Source organism: Neptunomonas japonica JAMM 1380, assembly GCF_016592555.1.
GTDB lineage: Bacteria > Pseudomonadota > Gammaproteobacteria > Pseudomonadales > Balneatricaceae > Neptunomonas > Neptunomonas japonica_A.
The window spans coordinates 3,008,732-3,032,308 of record NZ_AP014546.1; the positions used below are offsets into that span (position 1 = coordinate 3,008,732).

20 protein-coding genes are annotated in these 23,577 nt (G+C 43.7%); 5 read left to right on the forward strand and 15 right to left on the reverse strand.

Features of this window, described 5'->3' with window-relative positions; all coding sequences use genetic code 11:
- Positions 1–108 precede the first annotated feature (108 nt).
- From NEJAP_RS14070 to NEJAP_RS14130, 13 genes are all read right to left on the reverse strand, one after another.
- Positions 109–714: a glutathione S-transferase family protein gene (locus NEJAP_RS14070; protein ID WP_201347827.1), complete on the reverse strand. Its 606-nt coding sequence runs from the start codon at positions 712–714 to the stop codon at positions 109–111.
- 65 nt (positions 715–779) lie between these two features.
- Positions 780–1,799 carry a hypothetical protein gene (locus tag NEJAP_RS14075; protein ID WP_201347828.1) on the reverse strand — a complete coding sequence of 340 codons (1,020 nt, stop codon included), beginning with the start codon at positions 1,797–1,799 and terminating at the stop codon, positions 780–782.
- A gap of 86 nt (positions 1,800–1,885) precedes the next feature.
- The gene (gene pepQ / locus NEJAP_RS14080) at positions 1,886–3,205 is read right to left on the reverse strand and encodes a Xaa-Pro dipeptidase (protein WP_201347829.1); all 1,320 of its coding nucleotides are present in this window, start codon (positions 3,203–3,205) and stop codon (positions 1,886–1,888) included.
- 2 nt (positions 3,206–3,207) lie between these two features.
- Positions 3,208–4,155, reverse strand: a complete 948-nt coding sequence (locus NEJAP_RS14085) for a LysR family transcriptional regulator (RefSeq protein WP_201347830.1) — start codon at positions 4,153–4,155, stop codon at positions 3,208–3,210.
- A gap of 54 nt (positions 4,156–4,209) precedes the next feature.
- Positions 4,210–5,346 (reverse strand): M14 family metallopeptidase, encoded by a 1,137-nt coding sequence (locus tag NEJAP_RS14090; RefSeq protein WP_201347831.1) that lies wholly within the window; start codon positions 5,344–5,346, stop codon positions 4,210–4,212.
- 119 nt (positions 5,347–5,465) lie between these two features.
- A complete protein-coding gene (locus NEJAP_RS14095; protein ID WP_201347832.1) occupies positions 5,466–6,485 on the reverse strand; it encodes an ABC transporter ATP-binding protein in 1,020 nt (339 codons plus the stop codon).
- Between the two features lies 1 nt (position 6,486).
- Entirely contained in the window at positions 6,487–7,479 is a 993-nt protein-coding gene (locus tag NEJAP_RS14100; RefSeq protein WP_201347833.1) for an ABC transporter ATP-binding protein, read from the reverse strand.
- Between the two features lie 3 nt (positions 7,480–7,482).
- On the reverse strand, positions 7,483–8,433 hold the full coding sequence (locus NEJAP_RS14105) for an ABC transporter permease (protein WP_201347834.1): 951 nt from the start codon (positions 8,431–8,433) through the stop codon (positions 7,483–7,485).
- A complete protein-coding gene (locus tag NEJAP_RS14110; RefSeq protein ID WP_201347835.1) occupies positions 8,433–9,410 on the reverse strand; it encodes an ABC transporter permease in 978 nt (325 codons plus the stop codon). Before NEJAP_RS14110 ends, NEJAP_RS14105 begins: the two co-directional genes overlap by 1 nt.
- Positions 9,411–9,571: 161 nt before the next feature.
- Positions 9,572–11,125, reverse strand: coding sequence for an ABC transporter substrate-binding protein (locus NEJAP_RS14115; protein ID WP_201347836.1), 1,554 nt, complete (start codon positions 11,123–11,125; stop codon positions 9,572–9,574).
- Positions 11,126–11,336: 211 nt separating this feature from the next.
- Positions 11,337–12,989: a chaperonin GroEL gene (groL, locus tag NEJAP_RS14120; RefSeq protein ID WP_201347837.1), complete on the reverse strand. Its 1,653-nt coding sequence runs from the start codon at positions 12,987–12,989 to the stop codon at positions 11,337–11,339.
- A gap of 68 nt (positions 12,990–13,057) precedes the next feature.
- Positions 13,058–13,351, reverse strand: a complete 294-nt coding sequence (locus NEJAP_RS14125) for a co-chaperone GroES (RefSeq protein WP_028470489.1) — start codon at positions 13,349–13,351, stop codon at positions 13,058–13,060.
- 151 nt (positions 13,352–13,502) lie between these two features.
- Positions 13,503–13,997 carry an FxsA family protein gene (locus tag NEJAP_RS14130; RefSeq protein WP_201347838.1) on the reverse strand — a complete coding sequence of 165 codons (495 nt, stop codon included), beginning with the start codon at positions 13,995–13,997 and terminating at the stop codon, positions 13,503–13,505.
- A gap of 314 nt (positions 13,998–14,311) precedes the next feature.
- On the opposite strand from NEJAP_RS14130, the gene NEJAP_RS14135 reads away from it, so the two are divergent.
- The 4 genes from NEJAP_RS14135 (at position 14,312) to NEJAP_RS14150 (ending at position 17,216) form a co-directional block, all read left to right on the forward strand.
- Positions 14,312–15,073, forward strand: coding sequence for an SDR family oxidoreductase (locus NEJAP_RS14135; RefSeq protein ID WP_028470487.1), 762 nt, complete (start codon positions 14,312–14,314; stop codon positions 15,071–15,073).
- 109 nt (positions 15,074–15,182) lie between these two features.
- On the forward strand, positions 15,183–16,571 hold the full coding sequence (locus tag NEJAP_RS14140; RefSeq protein WP_201347839.1) for an AmpG family muropeptide MFS transporter: 1,389 nt from the start codon (positions 15,183–15,185) through the stop codon (positions 16,569–16,571).
- A gap of 104 nt (positions 16,572–16,675) precedes the next feature.
- A complete protein-coding gene (locus tag NEJAP_RS14145; RefSeq protein ID WP_201347840.1) occupies positions 16,676–16,903 on the forward strand; it encodes a hypothetical protein in 228 nt (75 codons plus the stop codon).
- Between the two features lie 142 nt (positions 16,904–17,045).
- Positions 17,046–17,216, forward strand: coding sequence for a hypothetical protein (locus tag NEJAP_RS14150; protein ID WP_201347841.1), 171 nt, complete (start codon positions 17,046–17,048; stop codon positions 17,214–17,216).
- A 264-nt stretch (positions 17,217–17,480) separates the two neighbouring features.
- On the opposite strand, the gene NEJAP_RS14155 is transcribed toward NEJAP_RS14150, so the two are convergent.
- On the reverse strand, positions 17,481–17,963 hold the full coding sequence (locus NEJAP_RS14155; RefSeq protein ID WP_201347842.1) for a YajQ family cyclic di-GMP-binding protein: 483 nt from the start codon (positions 17,961–17,963) through the stop codon (positions 17,481–17,483).
- 132 nt (positions 17,964–18,095) lie between these two features.
- On the opposite strand from NEJAP_RS14155, the gene NEJAP_RS14160 reads away from it, so the two are divergent.
- Complete coding sequence (locus NEJAP_RS14160) at positions 18,096–19,019, forward strand: ketopantoate reductase family protein (RefSeq protein ID WP_201347843.1); 924 nt, start codon at positions 18,096–18,098, stop codon at positions 19,017–19,019.
- Positions 19,020–19,123: 104 nt separating this feature from the next.
- On the opposite strand, the gene NEJAP_RS14165 is transcribed toward NEJAP_RS14160, so the two are convergent.
- Positions 19,124–23,545: an SdrD B-like domain-containing protein gene (locus NEJAP_RS14165; protein WP_201347844.1), complete on the reverse strand. Its 4,422-nt coding sequence runs from the start codon at positions 23,543–23,545 to the stop codon at positions 19,124–19,126.
- Positions 23,546–23,577: the final 32 nt, after the last annotated feature.

Sequence of the window (23,577 nt, forward strand, 5' to 3'; positions counted from 1 at the left end):
CTATTTTAAGAGCGAGTATTTTGCCTTGCTGCTCTAGATTGCGCAAATTTTTTACTCTCTTGTTTAATGCTATTGTTCATAGATATGCTGTAGCGCATACATTTCTATTTACATTCTTGCAGCAGTAGCCACTTTTTTATTTTCAGGTGATGAAAGAATTCTACGAACCCAAGCCGCTACATTAGGATAAAGAGCATAATCAAAGCCGGCTAGTTTTGGCCAGCTAAGGACCATAGCTCCATGAATATCAGCGATGGTTTTATCCCCTACTAAGTACTCTTTCCCTTCAAGCTGCGCTTCTAAAACAGGCAAGAAGCGCTCTAAAGTAGCATTTGCCTTATCAAACGCACTAGCGTCCTGCAGAACACCTTTGAACTGCAACAGCATATCCAGTGCGCAGGCTTCCAATTGATTACTGATAAACAATGACCAACGTAATATGTCTGCTTCAGTTTCTGGCGAGTCAGCCCATAGACGCCCTTCGCCATACTTCCGGACTAAGTAATACAAGATGGCCTGTGTTTCGAACAGGACAAAGTCTCCATCTTGCAATGTTGGCACTTTGCCTGTTGGGTTTATCTGCCGATACTCAGCTGACTGGGAAGCCTCACTACGTGTACCTATGCTAATAAGCTCATACTCTAACCCTAGCGTCTCAAGTGTGACCATAACCATACCCGCTCGAGATAACACGCTGCCGTATACTTTCAACATAGAGAACTTCCTAACCCAGCTGTTTTCATAAAAACATTAATTTTACTTTTAACGTTAATAAACCTTTAAAGCTTATTAATACGCACGCTCAACGCATTTACTTTTCGCTGTAGCGACATCATATCTCTATTCATTTGACGACGCGTACCATCGATCGCGCTGATTGCCTGCTCATTCACGCGTACCCGCGATGCGACATTGCCTGCAGAGCTACGAGGCCTTTTTTCCAACGTACTTAATCGACTGGTTAATTTCTTAAGAGAAGACAATTGGCGTGACTGCTCATCTCCTAAGGTTTCTTCAACAATAGCAATATGTGTCTGTAAGGTTGCTAGGTTCTGTTTCAGTGAGGCAAGATTCTTCTTTGATGCTGCAAGTGTTTGCGCAGTACTGGCCTTTAATTTTGTTTGCTCTTTAGCGACAAGTTCTTGAGTTTTAGATCGTTGGCCGTCTACTTTTACCAACTCATTTAACTGCTTATCAACAGCCGTCACTTTCGTGGTTAACAAACTCACTTGAGCAATCTCTTTAGCAAAACCAGTAACTTGTTTTGCTTGTTCTGTCTGGAGTTTAACTAGCTCGTTGCCAGATTGCTCTGTTTTATCAACACGAGTGGACAAGCTTTTCAGATCCGCTGTTAATGCATCTAAACTCGCTTTATTACGCTTATTAGCAACGTCCCATAACTTAGCTATTTCAGTGTCATAGTGTGTGTATTTTGCTATCGCGTCTTGATTCACCGCTACTAAGCGTTGTTCTAACGTTGCGCCGGTCTGCACGGCACTATCATTAGCAACATTGAGCAATTTTTCGAGTTCATTAATACGTTCTGATGCACTGTTTAATGACTGCTGTTGCTGAACCAACGTTTGCTGCATACCAAACCCGACATAGCCTAATCCACTACACGCAGCCGTCAATAACACTAGGATTAATGTCGTCGTCCAACCGCCATTGTTGTTTCCGGCTGCAACAGAGTGTTCAGAATGCATTTTCTTGCCAGATTGATCGGCGTTAAGCGGTGCGGGGCTTCGATCTGCAGGCCCTAAATTGGGTACCTGTAGATCGTTATTATCATGACTCATCAGGACTTTTTGCCTTATTTAGAAACACTGCCCACAAATTACCAGCTTTAAACAAGCAACAAAAGTCCTGCCCTATAGATTGTCTGCTAATTCAATCCATTAAGTGCATCACGAGTATAGTTCTGTACGCCTGTGGAGGTAACACATACATTATCTTCAATACGAATACCTCCCCATGGTGTTAGTTCGTTCACTAATCCCCAGTTAATATGGCAAGCTAGGGGTGTCGACTTCAATTGATCCAGTAGTAACGGAATAAAATATAAACCTGGCTCAACAGTAACCACCATATTTTCTGTCAATGTACGCGTTAAACGTAAGAATGGATGTTGCTCCGGCGGTGCTTGCATGAGGCCTTTACTGTTTTGCTGCCAGCCACCAATATCATGCACCTGTATGCCGAGCAAATGCCCTAAGCCATGTGGGTAAAAAGCACGTGTAATCGATAGCCTCTCTACAGGAGAGAGAACCACTTCACGTTTAATGATTTCTGCATTAGACAATATAGAAAACAATTTTTGGTGCATATCTTCATGAAGAGTAAGAAAAGAGATACCCGGTTTAATTGTTTCAACCAAGGCTAATTGCGCTTGATCCATCGCGGCCAACAAAGCCTGAAAATCCTGATTACCTTGGCTTACCGTACGTGTAATATCCGCTACATATCCATGGCATACAGCGCCGGCATCCACCAGTAAAGTGTGGTGCTGCGAAGGGGCAATACGATCCTTATGCTGATAATGCAAAACAGCGGCATGCTCATTAAGACCAACAATATTACTGTAAGGCAATTCACGTTCAAGATGAGTCGTGGCACTCAGGTAGCCTTGATGCAGCTCAAACTCACTTAAACCTTCAAAAAACCCACGTCGAGTAAAGCGATGGCCTTTAATTGCAATGCGATTAGCTTCACGTATGCAGCGTTGCTCCCATGCCGTTTTTTCTGCACGCTGGTAATGCAAAGCATGCATCAACGACTCTGGATTATGCTTGATTTTTAATTGTGGAAGCTCAATATTATTTTCCGAGATCAATGCAATATCACCATTGACATTGATCTGCTTTAGCCGATTTGCTTGATCTGTATATAGATGGATATCAAATAGCTCACTCCAAAAATCAGTGGGCTCTGTCGCTGTCATATGCCAAAAATCATCAGGCGAGTAGATATATAAGCTTGGTTTACAGCCAGGTTTTATCAACACCCAGCATTCTGGGTGCTCTGTTAGAAATGGCATCCATTGTACAAAGTGTGGATTAGGCTTAAATGCCGGCGCATAGTCATCGAGAAAGTAATTTTTAGTACTTCCTGAGTGAATTAACATAGCATCCAATTGCTCTTGCTCAAACAAAGCAGCACAACGTTGCACAAGGATGGCTAGGTGATCTTTAAATAGAGCTTCCATAATTAAGTCTGCACCTCAATAAGTCCGTCAGTGTGTAGTTCTTCACGCATTTTTTCCCAAAAAGGATCAAGCGTTGCACGGTGGCTATCTTTCAGACGGTATAAACGAATTTGTAGCGGAATATTCCATTGTTCATCCCCCGCTAGCGAGAGGCTATTATAAGTAAGGCTTTCGCTCACCAAACGCTTTGGCAACCAACCCACACCAAACCCCTCTTTAATCATGGCCTTGACACTCACCGAGTGCATATTTTCATTGATAGTAACTAGATCTGGGGGTTGCGCTACTTTAAGCAATGAGTGATCAACCAGCGGCCTTAAGAATGAACTTGCGTGATAGCTAATATAGGGAAGAGGGTTACGAGGGCTCCCAGGAAGCTGATAGAGAGGCTGATTATCTTCCCCTAACGCAGTAACAGGAACTAGCTCTTCCTCGCACACCACCAAGTATTCAAACTCTGGGCCCTCAAGCTCTTGTATAAAATTAATCAGCGGATGCCAGTAACACAACACTAGGTCGCACTGCCCTTGTGTTAACGCGGCAACAAAGTCGCTGGCAGCCCAGGATGTTGAGTTCAGGTTTAGATCAATCGGAATACTGTGTCGCTCAGAAGCTGGCATTAACCAGTTCCGATAAAACAGCAAGTAGAGTGTTTGCGTGGTAGCAAAACGTAAACGACTTTCTACTTGCTTGCGAATTTCACGACATTGAGATTTTGTATCGCGAGCGATGCGCGACATGTTCTCTGCCCCAGAAAGAAAAACCTCTCCGGCAGGCGTTAAGCTTAACGGCAGAGTATTTCGGTCAATCAGCGTCACCCCCATCTCATCTTCAAGCAGTTTGATGCGACGACTCAGCGTAGGCTGAGTAACATTGCGCTCTTCTGCTGCTCGAGAGAAATGGCGAGTACCAGCCAAGGCGATGAAATCATCTAACCACCTTAACTCCATACGCTATATGCTCCGCACGTTATAAGCCCCATACAAGCCTCTAAAACTGACAAATTAGCGAGTCGCCAACCAGTCTTTGATTGGATTCAGAATAGACGCCCCAAGTTTTCGGGAGCGCTCTGGCGACCAACCATAAGCAGGATCCGGACGCTCATCATGATCCTTAAACGGCATTTCTAAGGTCATTGCGGGGCACTTAAAATGATCACCCACCCAAAACGAGCCTACCGTTAGGGTTTCAGGCCCAAACTTACCTGGCTCATACCCTCTTTCCAGCTGAAAGTCAGGATTAACACGACGAAGATCTTCTTCAAACTGCGCTTCTTCAGCCAAGATCTTATCAGTGACATCAGGTGCTCCCGCCTGTCCGGCAATAAAATTACACGGTAACGCTTCATCGCCATGGATATCAAGGAACAGATCAACCCCATTCGCCATCATCTGATCTCTGACATATAAAACTTCAGGGCTTTTTTCTAATGTCGGTGTTTGCCATTCGCGATTAAGGTTTGTACCTACAGCATTGGTTCGAAGATGCCCTCGGACTGAACCATCAGGGTTCATATTTGGCACGACCCAAAATATACAGCGCTCTAAAAGCAAACTTGCTAATGCGTCTTCTTCATCAAGAAGCCGCTCTAACATCCCTTCGACAAACCATTCAGCCATGGTTTCTCCCGGATGCTGGCGTGCCGTCACCCACACATTAATCTTGCGTGTAGTGTCAGCCTCATCAGAAGCAATACGTAAGAGGTTAATATCTCGGCCATCTAATGAGCTACCAACATCTTGAACTTCACATAACTCAGATTGTTGAGCACCAGCAACCAAGTCAAGGTGCTGCTCAAAGCTATATGGCGCAAAATAAGCGTAATAAATACTACCTTGCTCAGGCATGTGTTCAATAATCAACTCACCATTTTCATAGCATGACGGTACTCGAAACCACTCTTGCCGGTCATAAGAGGCAACAGCCTTATAATCATCCCAACCATCAGGGTAAGCCGCGTCTTTTGCATTAAGCAAACGCATACGCAATGCTTCACCTGCACCACCTTGAACTCGAAAATAGAACCACTGAAAAAAGTCTGAACCTTGATCTTTACGGATCTTTAACTGAATATTTTGTACCGAGGATGATTCAATAACCTCGATATTGCCCGCATCAAACTGGCTGCTAATTTTAAGCATGCTAGTACCTATATTTGAAGACCTATACAAAAAATCTATATAAATTTAGAACTCACTGCATCTAAGCTATAGGCCTAAACTATAGACCCAAGCTCTAGACCTAAGCTACCAACCTTAAACTACAGGCGATTCTCTTCCACACCGTGACAAGCAACTTGAGTACCATCATCGAGAAGAGTTAACACAGGAATTTCTTGCTTACAGCGCTCGTTAGCATGAGGGCAACGGCCATGGAACACGCAACCAGAAGGCAAGTTAACGGGTGTGGGGACTTCACCACTAAGCTTAATATAATCAGGCCTGTCGTCTTCTAAACGAGGAATTGCCGACATCAACGCTTGCGTATAAGGGTGGCGAGGGCTCGAAAACAGCTGCTTAGTTGGTGCCAATTCACACAAGGTGCCCAAATACATAACCGCTACACGTGTACCAAAGTGTTCAACAACAGAAAGGTCATGTGTAATAAACAGATACGTTAAATTACGCTGCTCTTGTGCATCCATCATCAGATTCAAGACTTGCGCCTGAATTGACACATCCAACGCTGAAATAGGCTCATCTGCCACGATGAACTCAGGATCAACCGCGAGTGCACGCGCAATACTAATACGCTGCCTCTGCCCACCAGAAAACTCATGTGAATAGCGCTCTCCCCAACTGGGATCAACACCTACCGACAACATAACTTCTGCTATTATGTCGTTAATTTCCGCCGATGCCATCGACGGATTATGAAAACGAATGGGTTCTTTCAACGTTTCCATAATGGTCATACGTGGGTTTAAAGATGCATAGGGATTCTGGAAGATCATCTGCATTTTTTTACGATAAGGCAGCATCTGCTTATCGCTCAAATTATCAATACGTTCGCCACGATAAGAGACTTGCCCCGCCGTTGGGGTTAGCAACCCCATCACCGTTCTAGCCACAGTTGATTTACCACAACCCGACTCACCTACCACGCACAGCGCTTCCCCTTTCATTACATCTAGAGAGACACCATTAATGGCGTGCACATACTCTTGATGACGCGTTAGCTTGCCACCTTTAAACTGCAGCTGATCTAGCAAATCGCCGGAGATAGAAAAACGTTTATACAAGTCTCTGACTTGTACCAATGAATTATTTTGTTCTGCCATCTTACACCTCTTTGATCAGCAATTTATCTTGCTTTGATTCAGCCACCATATGACAAGCAACCTGACAGTTACCCGACTCAGTGAAAGACGGCAGTTTCTGTTTACATACATCCATGACATATTCACAACGCGGGTTAAACGAACACCCCTTAGGAATACGCTGCAAAGGTGGCATAGTGCCTTTAATTTGATTCAGTTTCTGACCTGGAATTGCCATCTGAGGCAAGGCATTCATTAACCCTTGTGTATATGGGTGCTGGGCATCGTTAATGACTTCTTTAGTCGGGCCTTGCTCAATAATGCGCCCGGCATACATCACCAACATGCGCTGCGTCACCTGCGAGACAACGCCTAGGTCGTGGGTAATCAGAATCAATGCCACATTATTTTGCTCACAAAGATTGAGCATCAAATCCATGATCTCAGCTTGGATGGTTACATCCAGTGCCGTTGTTGGCTCATCAGCAATTATGATGTCGGGATCAAGTAACAGACCAATAGCAATAACAATACGCTGGCGCATACCGCCAGAGAGTTCATGCGGATATTGATCCAAACGTTTTTCGGGCGACGGAATCTGTACTTGCTGTAATTTTTTCAAGGAAATACGCTTGGCATCCGCCTTAGAAATCTTGCGATGCGCTAATAGACACTCCACCATCTGCACACCAATGGTCAGTACAGGGTTCAAGGTCATCATCGGATCTTGGAAAATCATCGATATACGATTACCGCGAATCGAGCGCAACTCGCCAGGCGCTAAGCTTGCCAGGTCATTCCCTTCAAAATGAACACTTCCTGATGAAATCTGGCCGGGGCGTGATAAGAGATTAATAATCGAGAAACCTAATACTGATTTACCCGCACCCGATTCGCCAACTACACCAAGGCGCTCACCGCGCTCCAGTGTAAAGCTGACATCACGCAATGCTTTAACCGCGCCACTGCGAAGGCCAAAGCACACTTCTAAGTTGTTAACTTCTAACAAAGGCATGCGTTACCCCTTATACAGTTTTGGGTTAAGAACATCGCGCATCCAGTCACCGAGCAAGTTCATCACCAGGACTAGCACAACAAGAACAACGCCAGGTATAACCGTTATCCACCATGCGCCAGAAAAAATATACTCAAAACCACTAGAAATTAGCGACCCAAGCGATGGTTGTGAAACCGGCATACCTAGCCCCAAAAAGGACAATGAGGCTTCAGATATAATGGCATTCGCGATCTGTACTGTAGAGATAACAAGAATGGGTGATAGCGTATTAGGTAAGATGTGACGGAACATGATTCTTAACCGCCCAAACCCCATCACTCTGGCTGCATCAACATACTCTTTCTTTTTTTCAGCCAACACTGAGGCACGAATAGTACGTGCATATTGTGGCCATTCAGCAATACCTATCACCAAAATCAACATAATCATGGCCAGCTGTTGATACAGCTCGGTACCAAAGGTTGCTTGAAATACAGCCAAGACAATAATAGCAACCATTAGCGTCGAGAAAGACAGCTGAATATCTGCTATACGCATCAAAAAACTATCTACTCGTCCACCGATATAACCCGCCGTTAAGCCAATGACGATACCTAATAGCGCCTGCAAAGCCACTGCACACAGCCCGATCACCAGAGACACGCGTGTACCATAGAGGATCGTCGACAGCATATCGCGTCCTTGTGCATCCGTGCCCAGTAGAAACCCTTCTTCACCCTCTTCCTGCCAGCTAGGTGGGATCTCAGAGTTCATAATATCAATTTGGGATGCATCGTAAGGATCAAACGGTGCGATAAACGAAGCTGATATAGCCAGCACTGCATATGTCAAAAAAATCAAAAAACTAAGTTGTGCGACACGATCAATTTTAAAGCTATGCCAAAAGTGCGATGCTTTAAAACGTTGTAAAGCCGTAGGGGGCTGTTCCATTTTTAGCGTAGGTTCAGACATTATTTTTTACCTGCCAGATTTACTGTCGGATTAACCAAACCATAGATCAAATCAACTAAGGTATTGGTAACAACAAAGATTGCACCCACCACAATCAGATAAGCCACAATCAACGGCGTATCGACGCGGTTAACCGCTTCAAGAAACAGAAAACCCATACCAGGCCATTGGAAAACGGTTTCCGTCAAAATGGTATAAGCCACCATGGTGCCTATCTGCACGCCGCCTACGGTAATCACGGGCAACATAGTATTTTTGAGTGCGTGTACAAAGTAGATGCGTCGAGGGGAAATACCCTTTGCCCAAGCAAACTTCACATACTCAGACTGCAGTACCTCCATCATTTCAGCTCGAATCAGTCGAATAAACAGCGGCAACATAATGGATGCTAATGTAAAGCTAGGTAATATCAGGTGCTTTAAACCATCTGCCGATAGCAAACCAGTCTCCCAGAAACCCATAACATTAGAGGTTTCTCCACGTCCGTAGGAAGGCAGCCAGTTCAACTCAATTGCAAACAGATAAATAAGCCCTATCGCCGTCAAAAACACGGGGATGGATATTCCGACGATACTTAACCCCATCACGGTTTTTGAAAACCAACTCTGAGGATTAATCGCGGAGTACACACCTATAGGCACTGAAAAAAGAATGATAATAATAGTAGCGCCAAACACCAGTTCCAAGGTTGCTGGCAATTTTTTCATGATAACTTCAAAAGCAGGTTTCTTGAAAAAGTAGGAGTTACCAAGATCACCGTGCACTGCTTTTTTGGCAAAGCGCACATATTGCACAAGAAACGGATCATTTAACCCCATCTCTTCACGTAATGCCTGACGCTCCTCTTCTGACACTGCTTGCCCTACTAGCTCCCTTAGAGGATCACCTAAGTTATCCTGAATAGAGAAACTAATAAGGCTAATGACAAACATCACTACAACCGCTTGAAAAAATCGTTTTACAAAAAACGCAATCATGATTATCAGCCTTAGGGTTTGGCGATGTAATTCACAAAGCCAGGGGTTATCTGCTTTTTATTCTAGGTGGGGAGCAATACTCCCCAAAGGCTATGTGTAATACCTGAATACATAATGACGTACTCAGGTATTACAAAACGCGGGGCTTAACTCAAAGAGGACTACTCCTTGATAATAAGGTCGCCGATATACGGGAAGTTCATACCGTTAACAATCGGTGAAATTTCAACACCTTTGCGTGCTCCCCAGCTTAGGTTCTGCCAATGAAGTGGAACAAACCCAGCATCGTCATACACAGCTTTTTCCATCGCTTGCATAATGCTGGCACGCTTTTCAGGATCAGTCGTGGCATTTGCTTCGATCATCATGGCATCAACCGTAGGATTACAGTAGTTACCACTGTTGTATTGCCCTGCACCAGTATCTTTATTGGCGCATGCTGACAAAAATTCAAAGAAGTTGTTGGTATCTTCAGTATCTGAATGCCAACCAATCATCATCATATCAGCTGCACGTTCATCAAATGCAGGCCAGTACTGCGCTTTTGGCATGGTTTTCAAATCAACTTTGATGTTGATTTTTGCTAACATAGACACAACGGCTTGAGCAATTTTTTCATCATTCACATAACGGTTATTAGGCGCCATCATTGTGACGGTGAAACCTTCGCTGTATCCAGCTTCTTTCATTAACTCTTTCGCTTTTTTCAGATCATAACGTGGCGTTAATGCTGGGTTATGGCCTAAATAGCCTTTTGGCGAGAACTGAGCACCAGGCGTCGCAAAGCCTTTCATGATTTTCTTAACGATACCTTCTTGGTTTATCGCATAGTTAATCGCTGTACGTACGCGCGCATCTTTAAAGGCTTCATTACGTTCCTGGTTCATCTGGAATGTAATAATGCGAGTACCACTCATCGTTACCAATTCAACATTATCACTGCTTTTAATACGCTTATGATCTGTTGGTGGAACCGGAGCAATAAAGTCCACATCACCGGCCAACAACGCCGCTACACGAGTCGGTGCTTCTTTGATCGGTGTGAATACGATTTTATCAACGTTACCAGGAGAATTTTTATCCCAATAGTCAGCGTTACGAGCAAATTCAACTTTAACGCCCTGTTCACGATAAGAAACAGTGTAAGGTCCCGTGCCAGAAATGGTACGTGATGCAAAAGAGTCACCATGCTTTACGAGCATGTCTTTTGGCTTACCGTTAGCGTCATCCCCTGAAAAGAAAGCACTATCCATCGGAAAAAGGTAAGTCATGTTATTAAGGATCAGAGGAAACGGCTCAGCCGTGACTAAATCAAACGTGTGATCATCGATAACATTTAATGCTTTGAACGGAGCAAACACACCTTTAAAGTCGGGCGAGTCCTGCAAGCGTTTAAAGGTAAAAGCGACATCTTTTGTAGAGAGCTCATTACCACTATGGAACTTTACGCCTTTACGTAAATGAAAACGCATAGTGTTATCGTCAATACGTTCCCACTTTTCAGCTAAACGGGGCTCAAAACCTAAATTCCTATCCCAACGTACTAGTGGGTCATAGGTCATATGAGATAACTGCAATGTACCGCCGGAAAGCTGCTCATATGGATCAAGAGAAACAGGGTCGGCATCATAAGCCATTCGTAAGGTAGCAGCTTGTGCACTGGCTATATTTAACGCAAGTGCTGCACCTGCGAATAGCAAAGCGGTCTTTTTCATCTCGGTATCCCTTTTTAATTTTTTTGTTAGGGTATTTTGTAGTCATGAGGACTAAAACCAGACTACCGGAACGCTGCCAACATACCAATCGAGATTACGAGTGAGCCTATACAGAAACTAAATAACAAAATAAGTGCTTATTTTACAATGGGATAAAAACAAAAAACCCGACCAAAGGTCGGGTTCTTTTAAAAGCTATGAGCTAAATGAATTACATCATTCCGCCCATTCCGCCCATTCCACCCATGCCGCCCATATCAGGCATACCAGCAGCAGCGCCAGCTTCCTGAGGCTTATCAGCAACCATGGCTTCAGTTGTGATCATTAGACCCGCAACAGAAGAAGCTGCCTGCAAAGCAGAACGTGTAACTTTAGCTGGATCAAGGATACCCATTTCAAGCATATCGCCGTAAGTATCGTTACCCGCGTTATAACCGAAAGAACCTTTACCTTCACGTACTTTAGAAACAACAACTGAACCTTCACCGCCAGCATTGCTAACGATTTGGCGCAAAGGAGCTTCCATTGCACGACAAGCCAACTGAATACCGATAGTCTGGTCGTGGTTCTCACCTTCCATACCTTCGATAGCCTGTAGAGCACGAACCAAAGCAACACCACCGCCAGGAACAACGCCTTCCTCTACAGCTGCACGTGTTGCATTCAATGCATCTTCAACACGCGCTTTTTTCTCTTTCATTTCAACTTCAGTTGCTGCGCCTACTTTAATAACCGCAACACCGCCAGCTAGCTTAGCAACACGCTCTTGCAGCTTTTCACGGTCGTAATCTGAAGAAGTATCTTCGATCTGAGCACGAATCTGGTTAACACGTGCTTCGATAGCGTCAGCATTACCTGCACCATCAACAACAATCGTATTTTCTTTAGTAACAGTAACGCGCTTAGCCTGACCCAAGTGCTCTAGAGTCGCTGTTTCCAGGCTCAGACCTACTTCTTCAGAAATAACAGTACCGCCAGTCAATACAGCGATATCTTCAAGCATTGCTTTACGACGATCACCAAAACCAGGTGCTTTAACAGCAGCTACTTTAACGATTCCGCGCATGTTGTTAACAACCAAAGTTGCTAACGCTTCGCCTTCAACATCTTCTGAAACGATCAACAATGGACGTGAAGACTTAGCTACTTGCTCTAAAGTTGGAAGCAGATCACGAATGCTAGAGATTTTCTTATCAACCAATAGGATATAAGGCTGTTCTAGTTCAACAGTCATGCTTTCTTGGTTATTAATGAAGTAAGGAGACAGGTAACCACGGTCAAACTGCATACCTTCAACAACATTTAGCTCATTGTCTAATCCAGTGCCTTCTTCAACAGTAATAACGCCTTCTTTGCCTACTTTTTCCATTGCTTCAGCAATTAGCTGACCAACAACTTCATCAGAGTTTGCAGAGATAGTACCTACTTGAGCAATCGCTTTAGTATCAGCGCAAGGAACAGCCATTTCTTTAAGCTGTGCAACAACGGCTGCTGAAGCTTTATCAATACCGCGTTTCAGATCCATTGGGTTCATACCCGCAGCAACTGATTTTAGACCTTCACATACGATAGCCTGAGCCAGTACAGTTGCAGTCGTTGTTCCGTCACCCGCTACGTCGTTAGCTTGTGAAGCAACTTCTTTAACCATCTGTGCGCCCATGTTCTCGAACTTATCTTCTAGTTCGATCTCTTTAGCTACAGATACACCATCTTTAGTGACAGTAGGTGCGCCAAACGCTTTATCCAATACAACATTACGACCTTTAGGGCCTAGTGTTGTTTTAACAGCGTTAGCTAGAACATTTACACCTTCCAGCATTCGCTGGCGAGCATCATTACCAAAACGTACGTCTTTAGCAGCCATTGTTTCTAAATCCTGTTTCTTATTAATTCGTTAATAATAAAATGACGATAGCAGTAAAAGTGTTGGAATTAGTTTTCCAAAACACCGTAAATTTCGCTTTCGTTCATAATCAACAATTCTTCACCGTCGATCTTAACCATGTTAGAGCCTGCATACTGTCCAAATAGGATCTTGTCACCTACTTTGACTGACAATGGCTGTACTTCACCATTCTTAAGCACGCGACCCTCACCCACAGCAAGAACTTCACCTTCATTCGGCTTTTCTGCAGCCGAACCTGGTAGCAAGATACCGCCTGCTGTTGTTTTTTCTTCTTCACTGCGACGAACTACTACACGATCGTGAAGCGGACGAATTTTCATCTAATTTCTCTCCTGATGGTTTAATCAAAACGCGATAAGGCTATTGATAAGTCAAAGACCGTAACCATCTGGTTACCGGTTGTTATCTTAAGTGGGGGCACACGGGTGCATTTCAACACCCGCTAGGAATATTTTTAGATATATTTACAGATTAATCATCACGACGAAACTCACCATCGATGATATCACCCTGGCGAGGCGGCTTTGAAGGATCTTTAAAGGAAGGTTTGTGATCAAACTTAGACTCATCAAATGTATCGTTTTGGCCAAACGGCTGTTGCTTTGACATAGACACAACCTTAAAGCGTTTCATCAAACCTTTAACAAATGCTTGTCGTGTAAAAGGTATTAAACAGCAAAAGCCTATAAAATCAGTCACAAAGCCTGGTGTTATCAATAATGCTCCACCGACAGCAAGCACTAACCCTTCAACCATTTCCTGTGCTGGCATTTCACCAGAGCTAATCCGTTGCTGTGCGCGGGCCAAGGTAGATATGCCTTGATATCTCAGCATATTTACACCGATAAAAGCCGATAATAAAACTAAACCTACTGTGTACCAGGTACCAATAGTTTGCCCGACATTAATGAGAACTGTGATTTCAACAATGGGTATCAAAATAAAAAGCAAAAACAGAACTGGCATAGTAAGAACCTATATAATTTCGTTTATCAGACCAGATGATAGAAAAATTTTCAATAATTAGACCATAGTCTAAGAATATTGTTTTTCGTAGAAAAGGACTTATTAAATATTTTTTTTAAAAACTTAATAATCAAACACTTATAGAGTATCAGCTGTCTTAAAAATGTCACACTAAATACATACATTCCCGTATCAAAGACAAATTGCTGATAGACTTTTTAGAAACCACCCTCTATGTTTGTTGCACTGCAATATTTTGCGGTGCACAATAACAAATTAAGATAAGTAGCAATCATAGAACAGGGCACCCTACGATGGAATTGAAAGATAAAGTTATCGTTATTACTGGTGGCGGCCGCGGACTAGGTCGTTCAATGGCTTTAGAACTAGCAGGACACGGTGCTAAATTAGCACTGGCTGACCTGAACGCAGAAGACTTGGATGTTACTGTTGGTCTTTGCATGGAAAAAGGCGTTGAAGCTCGCGGATACATCGCTAACGTTGCTGACGAAGCAAGCGTTGAAAAGCTTTTCGATGACGTCGTAGCTGACTTCGGTACACTGCACGGGTTAGTAAATAATGCAGGTATCACACGTGATGGTCTGTTCATTAAAGTAAAAGATGGCAAAGTCGTTAAGAAAATGTCTATGGACCAATGGAACTTGGTTATGGATGTAAACCTAACAGGTACTTTCCTTTGTGGTCGTGAAGCGGCTATTAAAATGATCGAAACAGGCTCACAAGGATGTATCGTTAACATCTCTTCTGTTTCACGTTCAGGCAACATGGGCCAGACTAACTACACTGCTACAAAAGCAGGCGTTCAGGCTATGGCAGTAACATGGGCTAAAGAGCTAGCGCGTTACGGTGTACGTGCAGCATCTATTGCTCCAGGTTACATCGGTACTGAGATGGTACTTAGCATGAAGCCAGAAGCGCTAGAAAAAATTGCTGCAGGTATCCCTGCAAAACGTCTGGGAACACCAGAAGAAATTGCAAAAACAGTGACATTCATTCTTGAGAATGACTATGTTAACGGTCGTTGCATTGAAGTAGATGGTGCACTGCGCATCTAATGCCAGCCACTGTTTAAAAAAGCCGACTTCATGTCGGCTTTTTTGATGGCGTTTACATATTCCCCCAAGCCGGACACAATAGCGCGCATCGATTACCAAGGTTTTATCCATGTCATCAGTAGATTCGCTATCCAATAGCTGGCTAGACTCACTAAAAATTTATCTTCACCCGCGTGCTATTGCGTTATTGTTTCTTGGTTTTTCTTCAGGGCTACCAATATTACTGGTTTTTGGAACACTATCTTTCTGGTTACGAGAAGCAGGGGTCGAGCGCAGTGTTATAACTTACTTCTCTTGGGTTGGGCTTGCTTATGGATTTAAATGGCTCTGGGCTCCCCTTATTGACCGACTATCCCTACCCTTTCTTTCTCGCTGGTTAGGCAGACGTAGAAGCTGGCTATTGCTTTCACAATGCTTATTAATTGCTAGCTTGTCAGGGTTGGCATTCTCTGACCCATTACTGCACTTGGAATACATGGCATTACTGGCTGTTGCGGTCGCCTTTAGTTCAGCTACTCAGGATATCGTCATTGATGCATACCGCATTGAATCAGCCGGTGAGCGTTTGCAAGCAGCAATGGCAGCGACCTATATGGCAGGTTACCGGTTAGCGATGATCGTTGCTGGTGCCGGTGTCTTAGCACTAGCAGCATGGATTGAGATAGATCCTATGGTCTACTCTCAACATTCTTGGCAAGTAGCCTACCTTTGCATGGCAGCACTCATGGGAACAGGGCTAATAACCACTCTAGTGATTGCTGAGCCTCCTGCGGTTGAAATGGACCAAGAAACACTACAACAGCAACGAGATATCACGGAGAAAGCGGAGCAAATGGCACATTTACCTGTGTGGTTATCACGCTTTTTAGGGTGGAGTTATATTGCCATACTTTGCCCATTTTCAGACTTTATTAAACGCTACGGAAAACAAGCCATTATCATTTTAGCCCTCATCGGAACTTACCGTATTTCAGACGTCATTCTTGGAATTATTGCCAATGTATTCTATGTAGACATGGGATTCAGCAAGCAAGAAGTCGCTAAGATCATTAAGATTTATGGCGTTATTATGACCATTATTGGGGCTGGCTTAGGCGGGATTTTAGTCAGCCGCTTTGGCGTAATGAAGATTCTTTTCACTGGGGCTTTACTGGCAGCTGGCACTAACCTTCTGTTTGCTTGGTTAGCCACGTTAGGCCACGACACTGCCATGCTTACCGTCGTCATCTCCTTAGATAATCTCAGCGGAGGCATTGCAACAGCCGCCTTTGTTGCTTACCTATCAAGCCTTACTAATATTCAATACTCTGCTACTCAATATGCACTCTTTAGTTCTGTCATGCTGCTTTTCCCTAAATTTTTAGGTGGTTTTTCAGGTGGTATTGTCGATAGTTTTAATTACACGTGGTTTTTCACAGGAACGGCCATACTTGGGCTTCCTGTATTAATCTTGGTATGGATGGCTGCACGTATTACCCCTATTCAAACCAAACTGTGATGAGCCAAGCACTTCAATCACAATAAACACGAATGATAATGATTACTATTTACAAGCAAGAATAATTACCCTATTCTTTCTCCATACCACACGGAGGATAAATCATGACCTATCAAATAAACGCTTGGTTGGAACGAGCCGATCCATATATCAAAGTTATCCATAAAGCTCGTAAGATACCGGTCATTCAATGGAATGGTGATCAAGTAAAAGAGATGATAGCCACTGGATCTCTTTGCCCTTCTGACTTCTCTGATTCGAGAACGAATGAACAGGAACTTATTAAAGAACTCTTTCTTTTATCGTTCTTAGTTGAAGACAGCCCAATATGAATTTTTTATGACATTGTTGACTTCATGTCACTTAAACGGGATTATGCATCACAACGTATATACATAAGATGTACTTTTAATATGCATACAAGCACGCTTTTCTGATGTATTTTTCTCACATTACCTACTGAGGTCCTAGGAGATGGGTACAAAAAAGAAACCAAAAAATAGCCAGCTTGTGATTCGTATCAATGAAGAGGAACGTAATGATTTTGTATCATTATGTGATGAACTGGATACGAGTGCAGCCAGAGAGTTACGCCGGTTTATACGTAGTTTTATTGCAGAGCAAGGACAAGAGCCTAAAAATTAAGGCTGTTTAACCAGCAACGCAATATTTATGGAATATTAAATGGAGAAGTTCAAATGTCTAAAGTAACGACAAAAGAAGTAAAAAGCGAAATCAAAACACGTACAGCTAAAATCGAAAAGCAAGAAGGTAAAATCAAGAAGCTGAAAAAGCAGCTTAAAAAAAGCAAGTAATACTGCTTTTAGCGACTGCTCAAGGGGCGGCTTGTTCGAATGCCGACCCCTTGTGTACTTACCCACTAGATAGACGGGCAATATCTACTTAGTATTAATCTCGGAAATTATTGTATTGCAACGGCATCTCAATATCTGAGTCCTTCAATAATGCCATCGCTTGCTGAAGGTCGTCACGCTTCTTCCCCGTCACTCGTACTTTCTCTCCCTGAATCTGTGTTTGTACTTTTAACTTAGCATCTTTTATTACTTTAATGATTTTCTTCGCTACTGGCTGATCAAGCCCTTGTTTTACCACTAACTCTTGGCGTGCTTTAACACCTGATCTATCAGGATCTTTTTCTTCCAGACATTTAGTATCAATGCCACGAGCTACCAATTTAGAGCGCAACATGTCCAACATTTGTTGGAGCTGAAAATCAACCTCCGCTTCCATGTTCACACTATCACCATTTAACGCGAAACTTGCGGCAACACCTTTAAAATCAAAACGCGTCTGTAGCTCTCTACTAGCCTGATCCACCGCATTGGTGAGTTCATGTTTGTCCAGCTCAGAAACAATATCGAATGATGGCATACTCGTTTTCCTCAATGACTTTTATTACAGTATTAGCTGCGTTATTTTAACCAAGCACGCGAGGCTTTTCATCTTATGCATCAAGTTGAAAAGCAACTTTCGTTTTTATGATGCGTTACTCTATGGATATTTATGCATTGGCATATTCTAGGCGCTGGCGCCATCGGCTGTACGTGGGCAGCACAGCTTTGTAAATCAAACCACGATGTTACTTTAATTCTACGCACTAAAGAACGCCTCCAGCAATTAAGTAAAAGCCAAGGCATTATTTATCAAGCTACTAATGGTGAAGCCTGCACATATAATGTTGGTGCTGAGCTGACAAAAAGCAAAGCACCCATCAAAAATTTGTTGATCTGCACCAAAGCCTATTCAACCATCAGTGCATTACAGTCAGTCGCAGATAGACTAAGTAGTGATGCTAATGTGGTCTTACTGCAAAACGGTTTAGGGCCTCAACAAGAAGCCGTTAAACTCTTTTCTGAGCTATCCATCTGGGCAGCCACCACAACCGACGGCGCCTACCTTAATGCTCCTTATCATGTGATTCGAGCTGGACATGGAGAGACGCTCATAGGCGCTATATCCAACAAAGCACAACAGTCTTTGGATAATATAATTCCCGCTCCTTGTGGTGATTTAAAAATTTATATGAGCGCAGACATAACCCACAAACTATGGTGCAAGGTTGCTATTAATGCAGCAATTAACCCACTGACTGCATTAAATAATTGTAAAAATGGAATGCTCGTATCAAATGCAGTGCTTTCGATGAAAATGCAGAACATATGTGAAGAGGTTGAAAAAATCGCTACCGCCTGTGGACAGAACTTATTTGATAAACCTTTATATGAAATGGCTAAATCAATAGCGAGCACAACTGCAGAAAACTACTCTTCGATGTTGCAAGATATTAAACAAAACAGACCAACAGAGATTGAAGAAATTACCGGATTTTTATGTCAACAAGCAGATAAATTTGGATGCCATGCGCCTGAAAACCGTATGTTGTTACAACAAATCAAACAACTCTCATCGGCAATTCCACTAACTTAGCGGCGAACAATCAAAAGCCTGCGCGACCCAACCTAAACCTTCAGTTCCAGAAACAAAAAAGACTCAGCGTAAACGCTGAGCCTTTTTAACTTACTCGTTGATATTTACACTATTTGATGCTCATCAGCAGTGCCTAAGATAGCCATATCTGGGATATCCAGGGCGTCAAATGCATTCGATACAGCACCATCATAAGCAAACTCATTCTGATCCATTCCAAGATCCAACGAGCTTAGGCTAGTCTGACTTGTAACAGCTGACTCAAGGCTTTCTACATTGCTCAAATCAATGCCATCGCCTTTAGCAAAGTACACATCAACCAGATCAACTTTCGAGCCATCAGCCTGTTCAGCCGTAGACCAATCTAGTAAGCGGTTACCGTTTTGCTCTGTTTCAGCGCCTTCAGTGCGTGTTTCAAATTGCACATCCAATTCCGCCAAACCGGCATCAGTCAGTGAGCTTAATTCACCCACATCAGTAATACCGTTCTCGTTTGCATCCTGCCAAACTTGTAGTTGAGCGAATGCATCATCAGAAAGATCAATAACACCATCACCATTAGTATCAAATGCCGCTAACTTACGGAATCCGTCACCGGTATTATCGCCACCAAACATCTCACTACGGTTATCAATTACACCGTTACCGTTTACATCGTGAACAATGAAAGCATCCGAACCAGAAATCCAACCCGTGCTATCAGCTGACCCATCGTTATTCATATCGAAACGAGTACCAGCGTCAACACTTAGTGTTTGCACGCCGTTACCATCCAAATCAACAACGATAGGGCAATAATAAGCACCAACATCCCAGTTGTTATCCTGTTCACCTTCATCCAACCAGATCCAAGACGTGTAACCACTGTTATTCACATCAGAATCTGAACTATCGCTTGCCCAATCCTTACCGGTAAACTCATAGCCATATGGCAATGTGCTCTTATCAGCGCGGATATAATAGTAACCTTCGTCTAGGTTATTGAATGAGTAATCACCATTAGAGTCGGTATAAGTTTTAGCAGCCCAAACTGTTGTGCTTCCAGTCCACTTATAAAGATCTAAACGAACATTGTTTATACCGCTTTCAGAAGAGTCTTGATAACCATCTTGATCTCTATCATGCCAAACACGATCACCCAAAGAAGCTTTCTGTGCGCCTTCGCCGTTTACGACCACTTTATACGTTGATTGGTTCTCACCGCCGTTGCCGTCACTTACTACATATGTGAAAGAAGTCGCCGCTGTTTCGCCTGTATTCAGAGCATCAAACTCGCCGTTTGTGTCAAACTCAACCGTACCATCAGCATAGATATAGAGTAGCCCTCCGTTGTCACCAACAGCCACATCCCAATCATCACCACCGTTTGTTAAGTCTTCACCTTCCAACGATTTCACAAAGACAGAATCACCGTCAGCATCCGAAGCATTGGTAAGCGCGTTAGTAGCCAGTGTCTGGCGACCATCGCTTTCAGAAACAGTAACGCATTCGTCACCATCTACAGGCGCTTCATTTGTAGGCACAGGAGTTGTATCACAATTCTTCAGTACGATACTGTCGATACGTGCATATTCACAACCTTCGAACCAGCCCACTACTTTAATGACATCCCCTTTATTTAGTTGAAGGTCATCGATTGTCACTGAAGCAAAGCCGTTGGTATGATCGCCAACCTGTTGATCAAGATTAATAGTTTTAACAGTTGTGCCATTAACCTTAATTTTCAACATGCCATAACCATCATTCTCGTCAATATAGTTCAACGTGAAATCATAGTTACCACTTGGACCATCGAAGGTAGTTTTCACATAGCCATCGTAGTCAGTCAATTTAACAACGGCCCCACCAGATGCATCACTGTTGGACTCAATCCGGTAGTCACAACGCTGCATATCTTCAGCTTCGATGACGATAGGAGCGCAATCACCACTTTCACAAACAGATTCTTTAACCTGTACGTTCAAATGCTGAATTTTAAAGTAGTCATTAGAGCTAGTAGTTTTAGCTGCAATAATCAGTACATTACCCGCAAGCTCGTCAGCGTTAAGATCAGCTAAGCGTGTGCTGCTGCTACCGTTACTTACTTCACTAAAGCCCATATCGGCAAGAACAGAGTCGCTTAGTGTTAAGTGGTTATCAAATGCACCATCAACTGTGCCAACCCAAACACTCATATCGCTATCGTTAACAACATAGCCCAAGAAAGCACTATCGATAGTTACCGTATCACTGAACTCGAACAGCACGTAATCATCAGCACCATTATTATCAACGGTATGACTGCTACCAGAGCCACTTTCGCCACGGTTAGTAACACCCAGCCCACCTGAGAAAGTTCCTAGATATGCTGTATCCCACTGACCAGATGAATCGTTCCTGCTGAAAGCACTCGCATTAACAGTTACGCCATTTTCTGTGTAGCTACGGATGTTGCCGTAAGTACCAGAACCCGAAGAGCTGCCATTAAAGTTAAACGAAACATCCGTAGTCGTATACTCAACAAGACCGGCATCTACTGTTAGGTTATTGTCACCTGCTGCTAATACGTACTGGCCCGTCATGCCATTAGCATCCGCGTCTGAATCGACATCATCTGCGGCGGCGTCTTGATGCGTGAAGATGTAGCCATTTGGTGCTGCAAAAGACACGCTATAAGTACCAGGAACCAAATCAGTAAACAGATACTCTCCGGCGGCATCAGTAGAAGTCGTTCCTACTGTAGCGCCTGATGCATCCAACAAGTTAACAGTAACACCTGCTAAGCCTGCTTCATCTGCATCTTGGATACCATCACAGTCTTTATCGAGCCATACTTTATCGCCCAAAGAAGCATTCTGTACTTCTGCTACTAGACCCGCATCCCAGCTCAGGTCGTTCTCGCCTGAGGTCAGTGTCGTCGTTACGGTACGGCCTGTCGCTGTGTTGGCATCAGAGTCAGAGGCATCGTTGCCTTGATCCTGCTGTGTGAAGTTATAGCCATTCGGTGCTACGAACTCAACGCTGTAGTCGCCCGGTGTTAGGTTATCAAACAGGTAGTAGCCGGCGTTGCCTGCATTATCCGCTGTAACCGTTGTGGCGATAACGTTGCCGTTACCATCCAACAGATTAACCGTGACACCGTTAAGGCCTGTGCCTGCTTCGTCTTGCTGGCCGTCACCGTTGGTATCAACCCATACGTAGTCGCCCAAGCTCGCGGTCTGGTAAAGACCCGCATCAACCGTGGTGTCGTTCTCGCCGGATTCTAGGTTGTAGCAACCCGTCAGACCGTTGCTGTCTGCATCCGAGTCAGCGCTGTCATCAACAGTCGCATCCTGTGTGCTGAAGATGTAACCGTCAGCGGCTACGAATTCAACTTTGTAGTCACCCGGGTTTAGGCCTGTGAAGTCGTAGTTACCATTCGCATCCGTCGTGGTGGTACCGACCAATGCGCCGGTGCTGCCATCGGGGTTGCACGTGTAGAGGTTAACGGTCAGGTTCTCAATGCCGGTCTCGCCTGCATCTTGAATGCCGTTTGCATTGCTGTCTTCAAAGACTTTATCGCCAATGCTGGCTAGCGCTACGAGGCCAGCATCAACACTTTGATTTGATTCACCTTCCGCCAAGGTAATTGTTGCAGTCATACCGGTAACAGTATTGGCATCACTATCAGAATTATCTTGAGAATTTGCAGCGGCATCGGCAGCTGTTAGTACCATATTTGCAGGTGTTATAAATTTAACCGAGTAGTCACCTGCGTTAAGACCTGTAAATTGGTAATAGCCCGTTTCAACTTCTGCGGTGCTGTAATCGTCACCCGTAACAGTACTTGAAATAAGAGTGCCGGCAGCATCGTAAAGCTCAACAACAACGCCATCAACACCCAGCTCACTAGCATCCTGAATACCATCTAAATCTTCATCCAACCAAACATAATCGCCTAACTTTGCAGACTGTAATTGAATGATAAGTGGTTGCTGTATTCCATCCGGATCAACAACCATAGAAAAGAAAGTATCAGAAGGGACAACATTAATGCCGCTATCTACTGCTGACTGAGATTGAGCAACAAGAAAAGCTACATCGCTTTGCTCAACTACTTGACGACCATTATCGGACAACACACCTGGGTTAATACCGACATTATATTCGGCAGGAGTAAACCCCATAACTTCCCAGATTGCTGCTTGCATTTCACCATAGTTAAATTGGCCAGCATATTTCGAATCTGAGGTGAAGTTCTGCGATAATAGCCAGTTTATTTGCGCTATCTGAGTATCAGTTATGCTACTAGTAACATCTGCAGCTAGATAATTATTTACATCTTGTCCATCGCTAGCATCACCTTGATATTCAGTAGGTGAAAAAGCAATAGGCAGCTCAGGATGCAAGCAATAACCGTCATAAGTCCCATTAGCTAAATTTGGGTTCGTGCTATCTGTAATAATCACATCCCAGAAACTGGGAGCTCCCAAATCCGGCTGATCACCAAAACCAGTCCCTGCTTCATTTACAGCTGAAGAGGTTACTCTGATTGTCATAGTAGACATAACAAAATTCCTTATCTTTAAAGTTTTAGCAA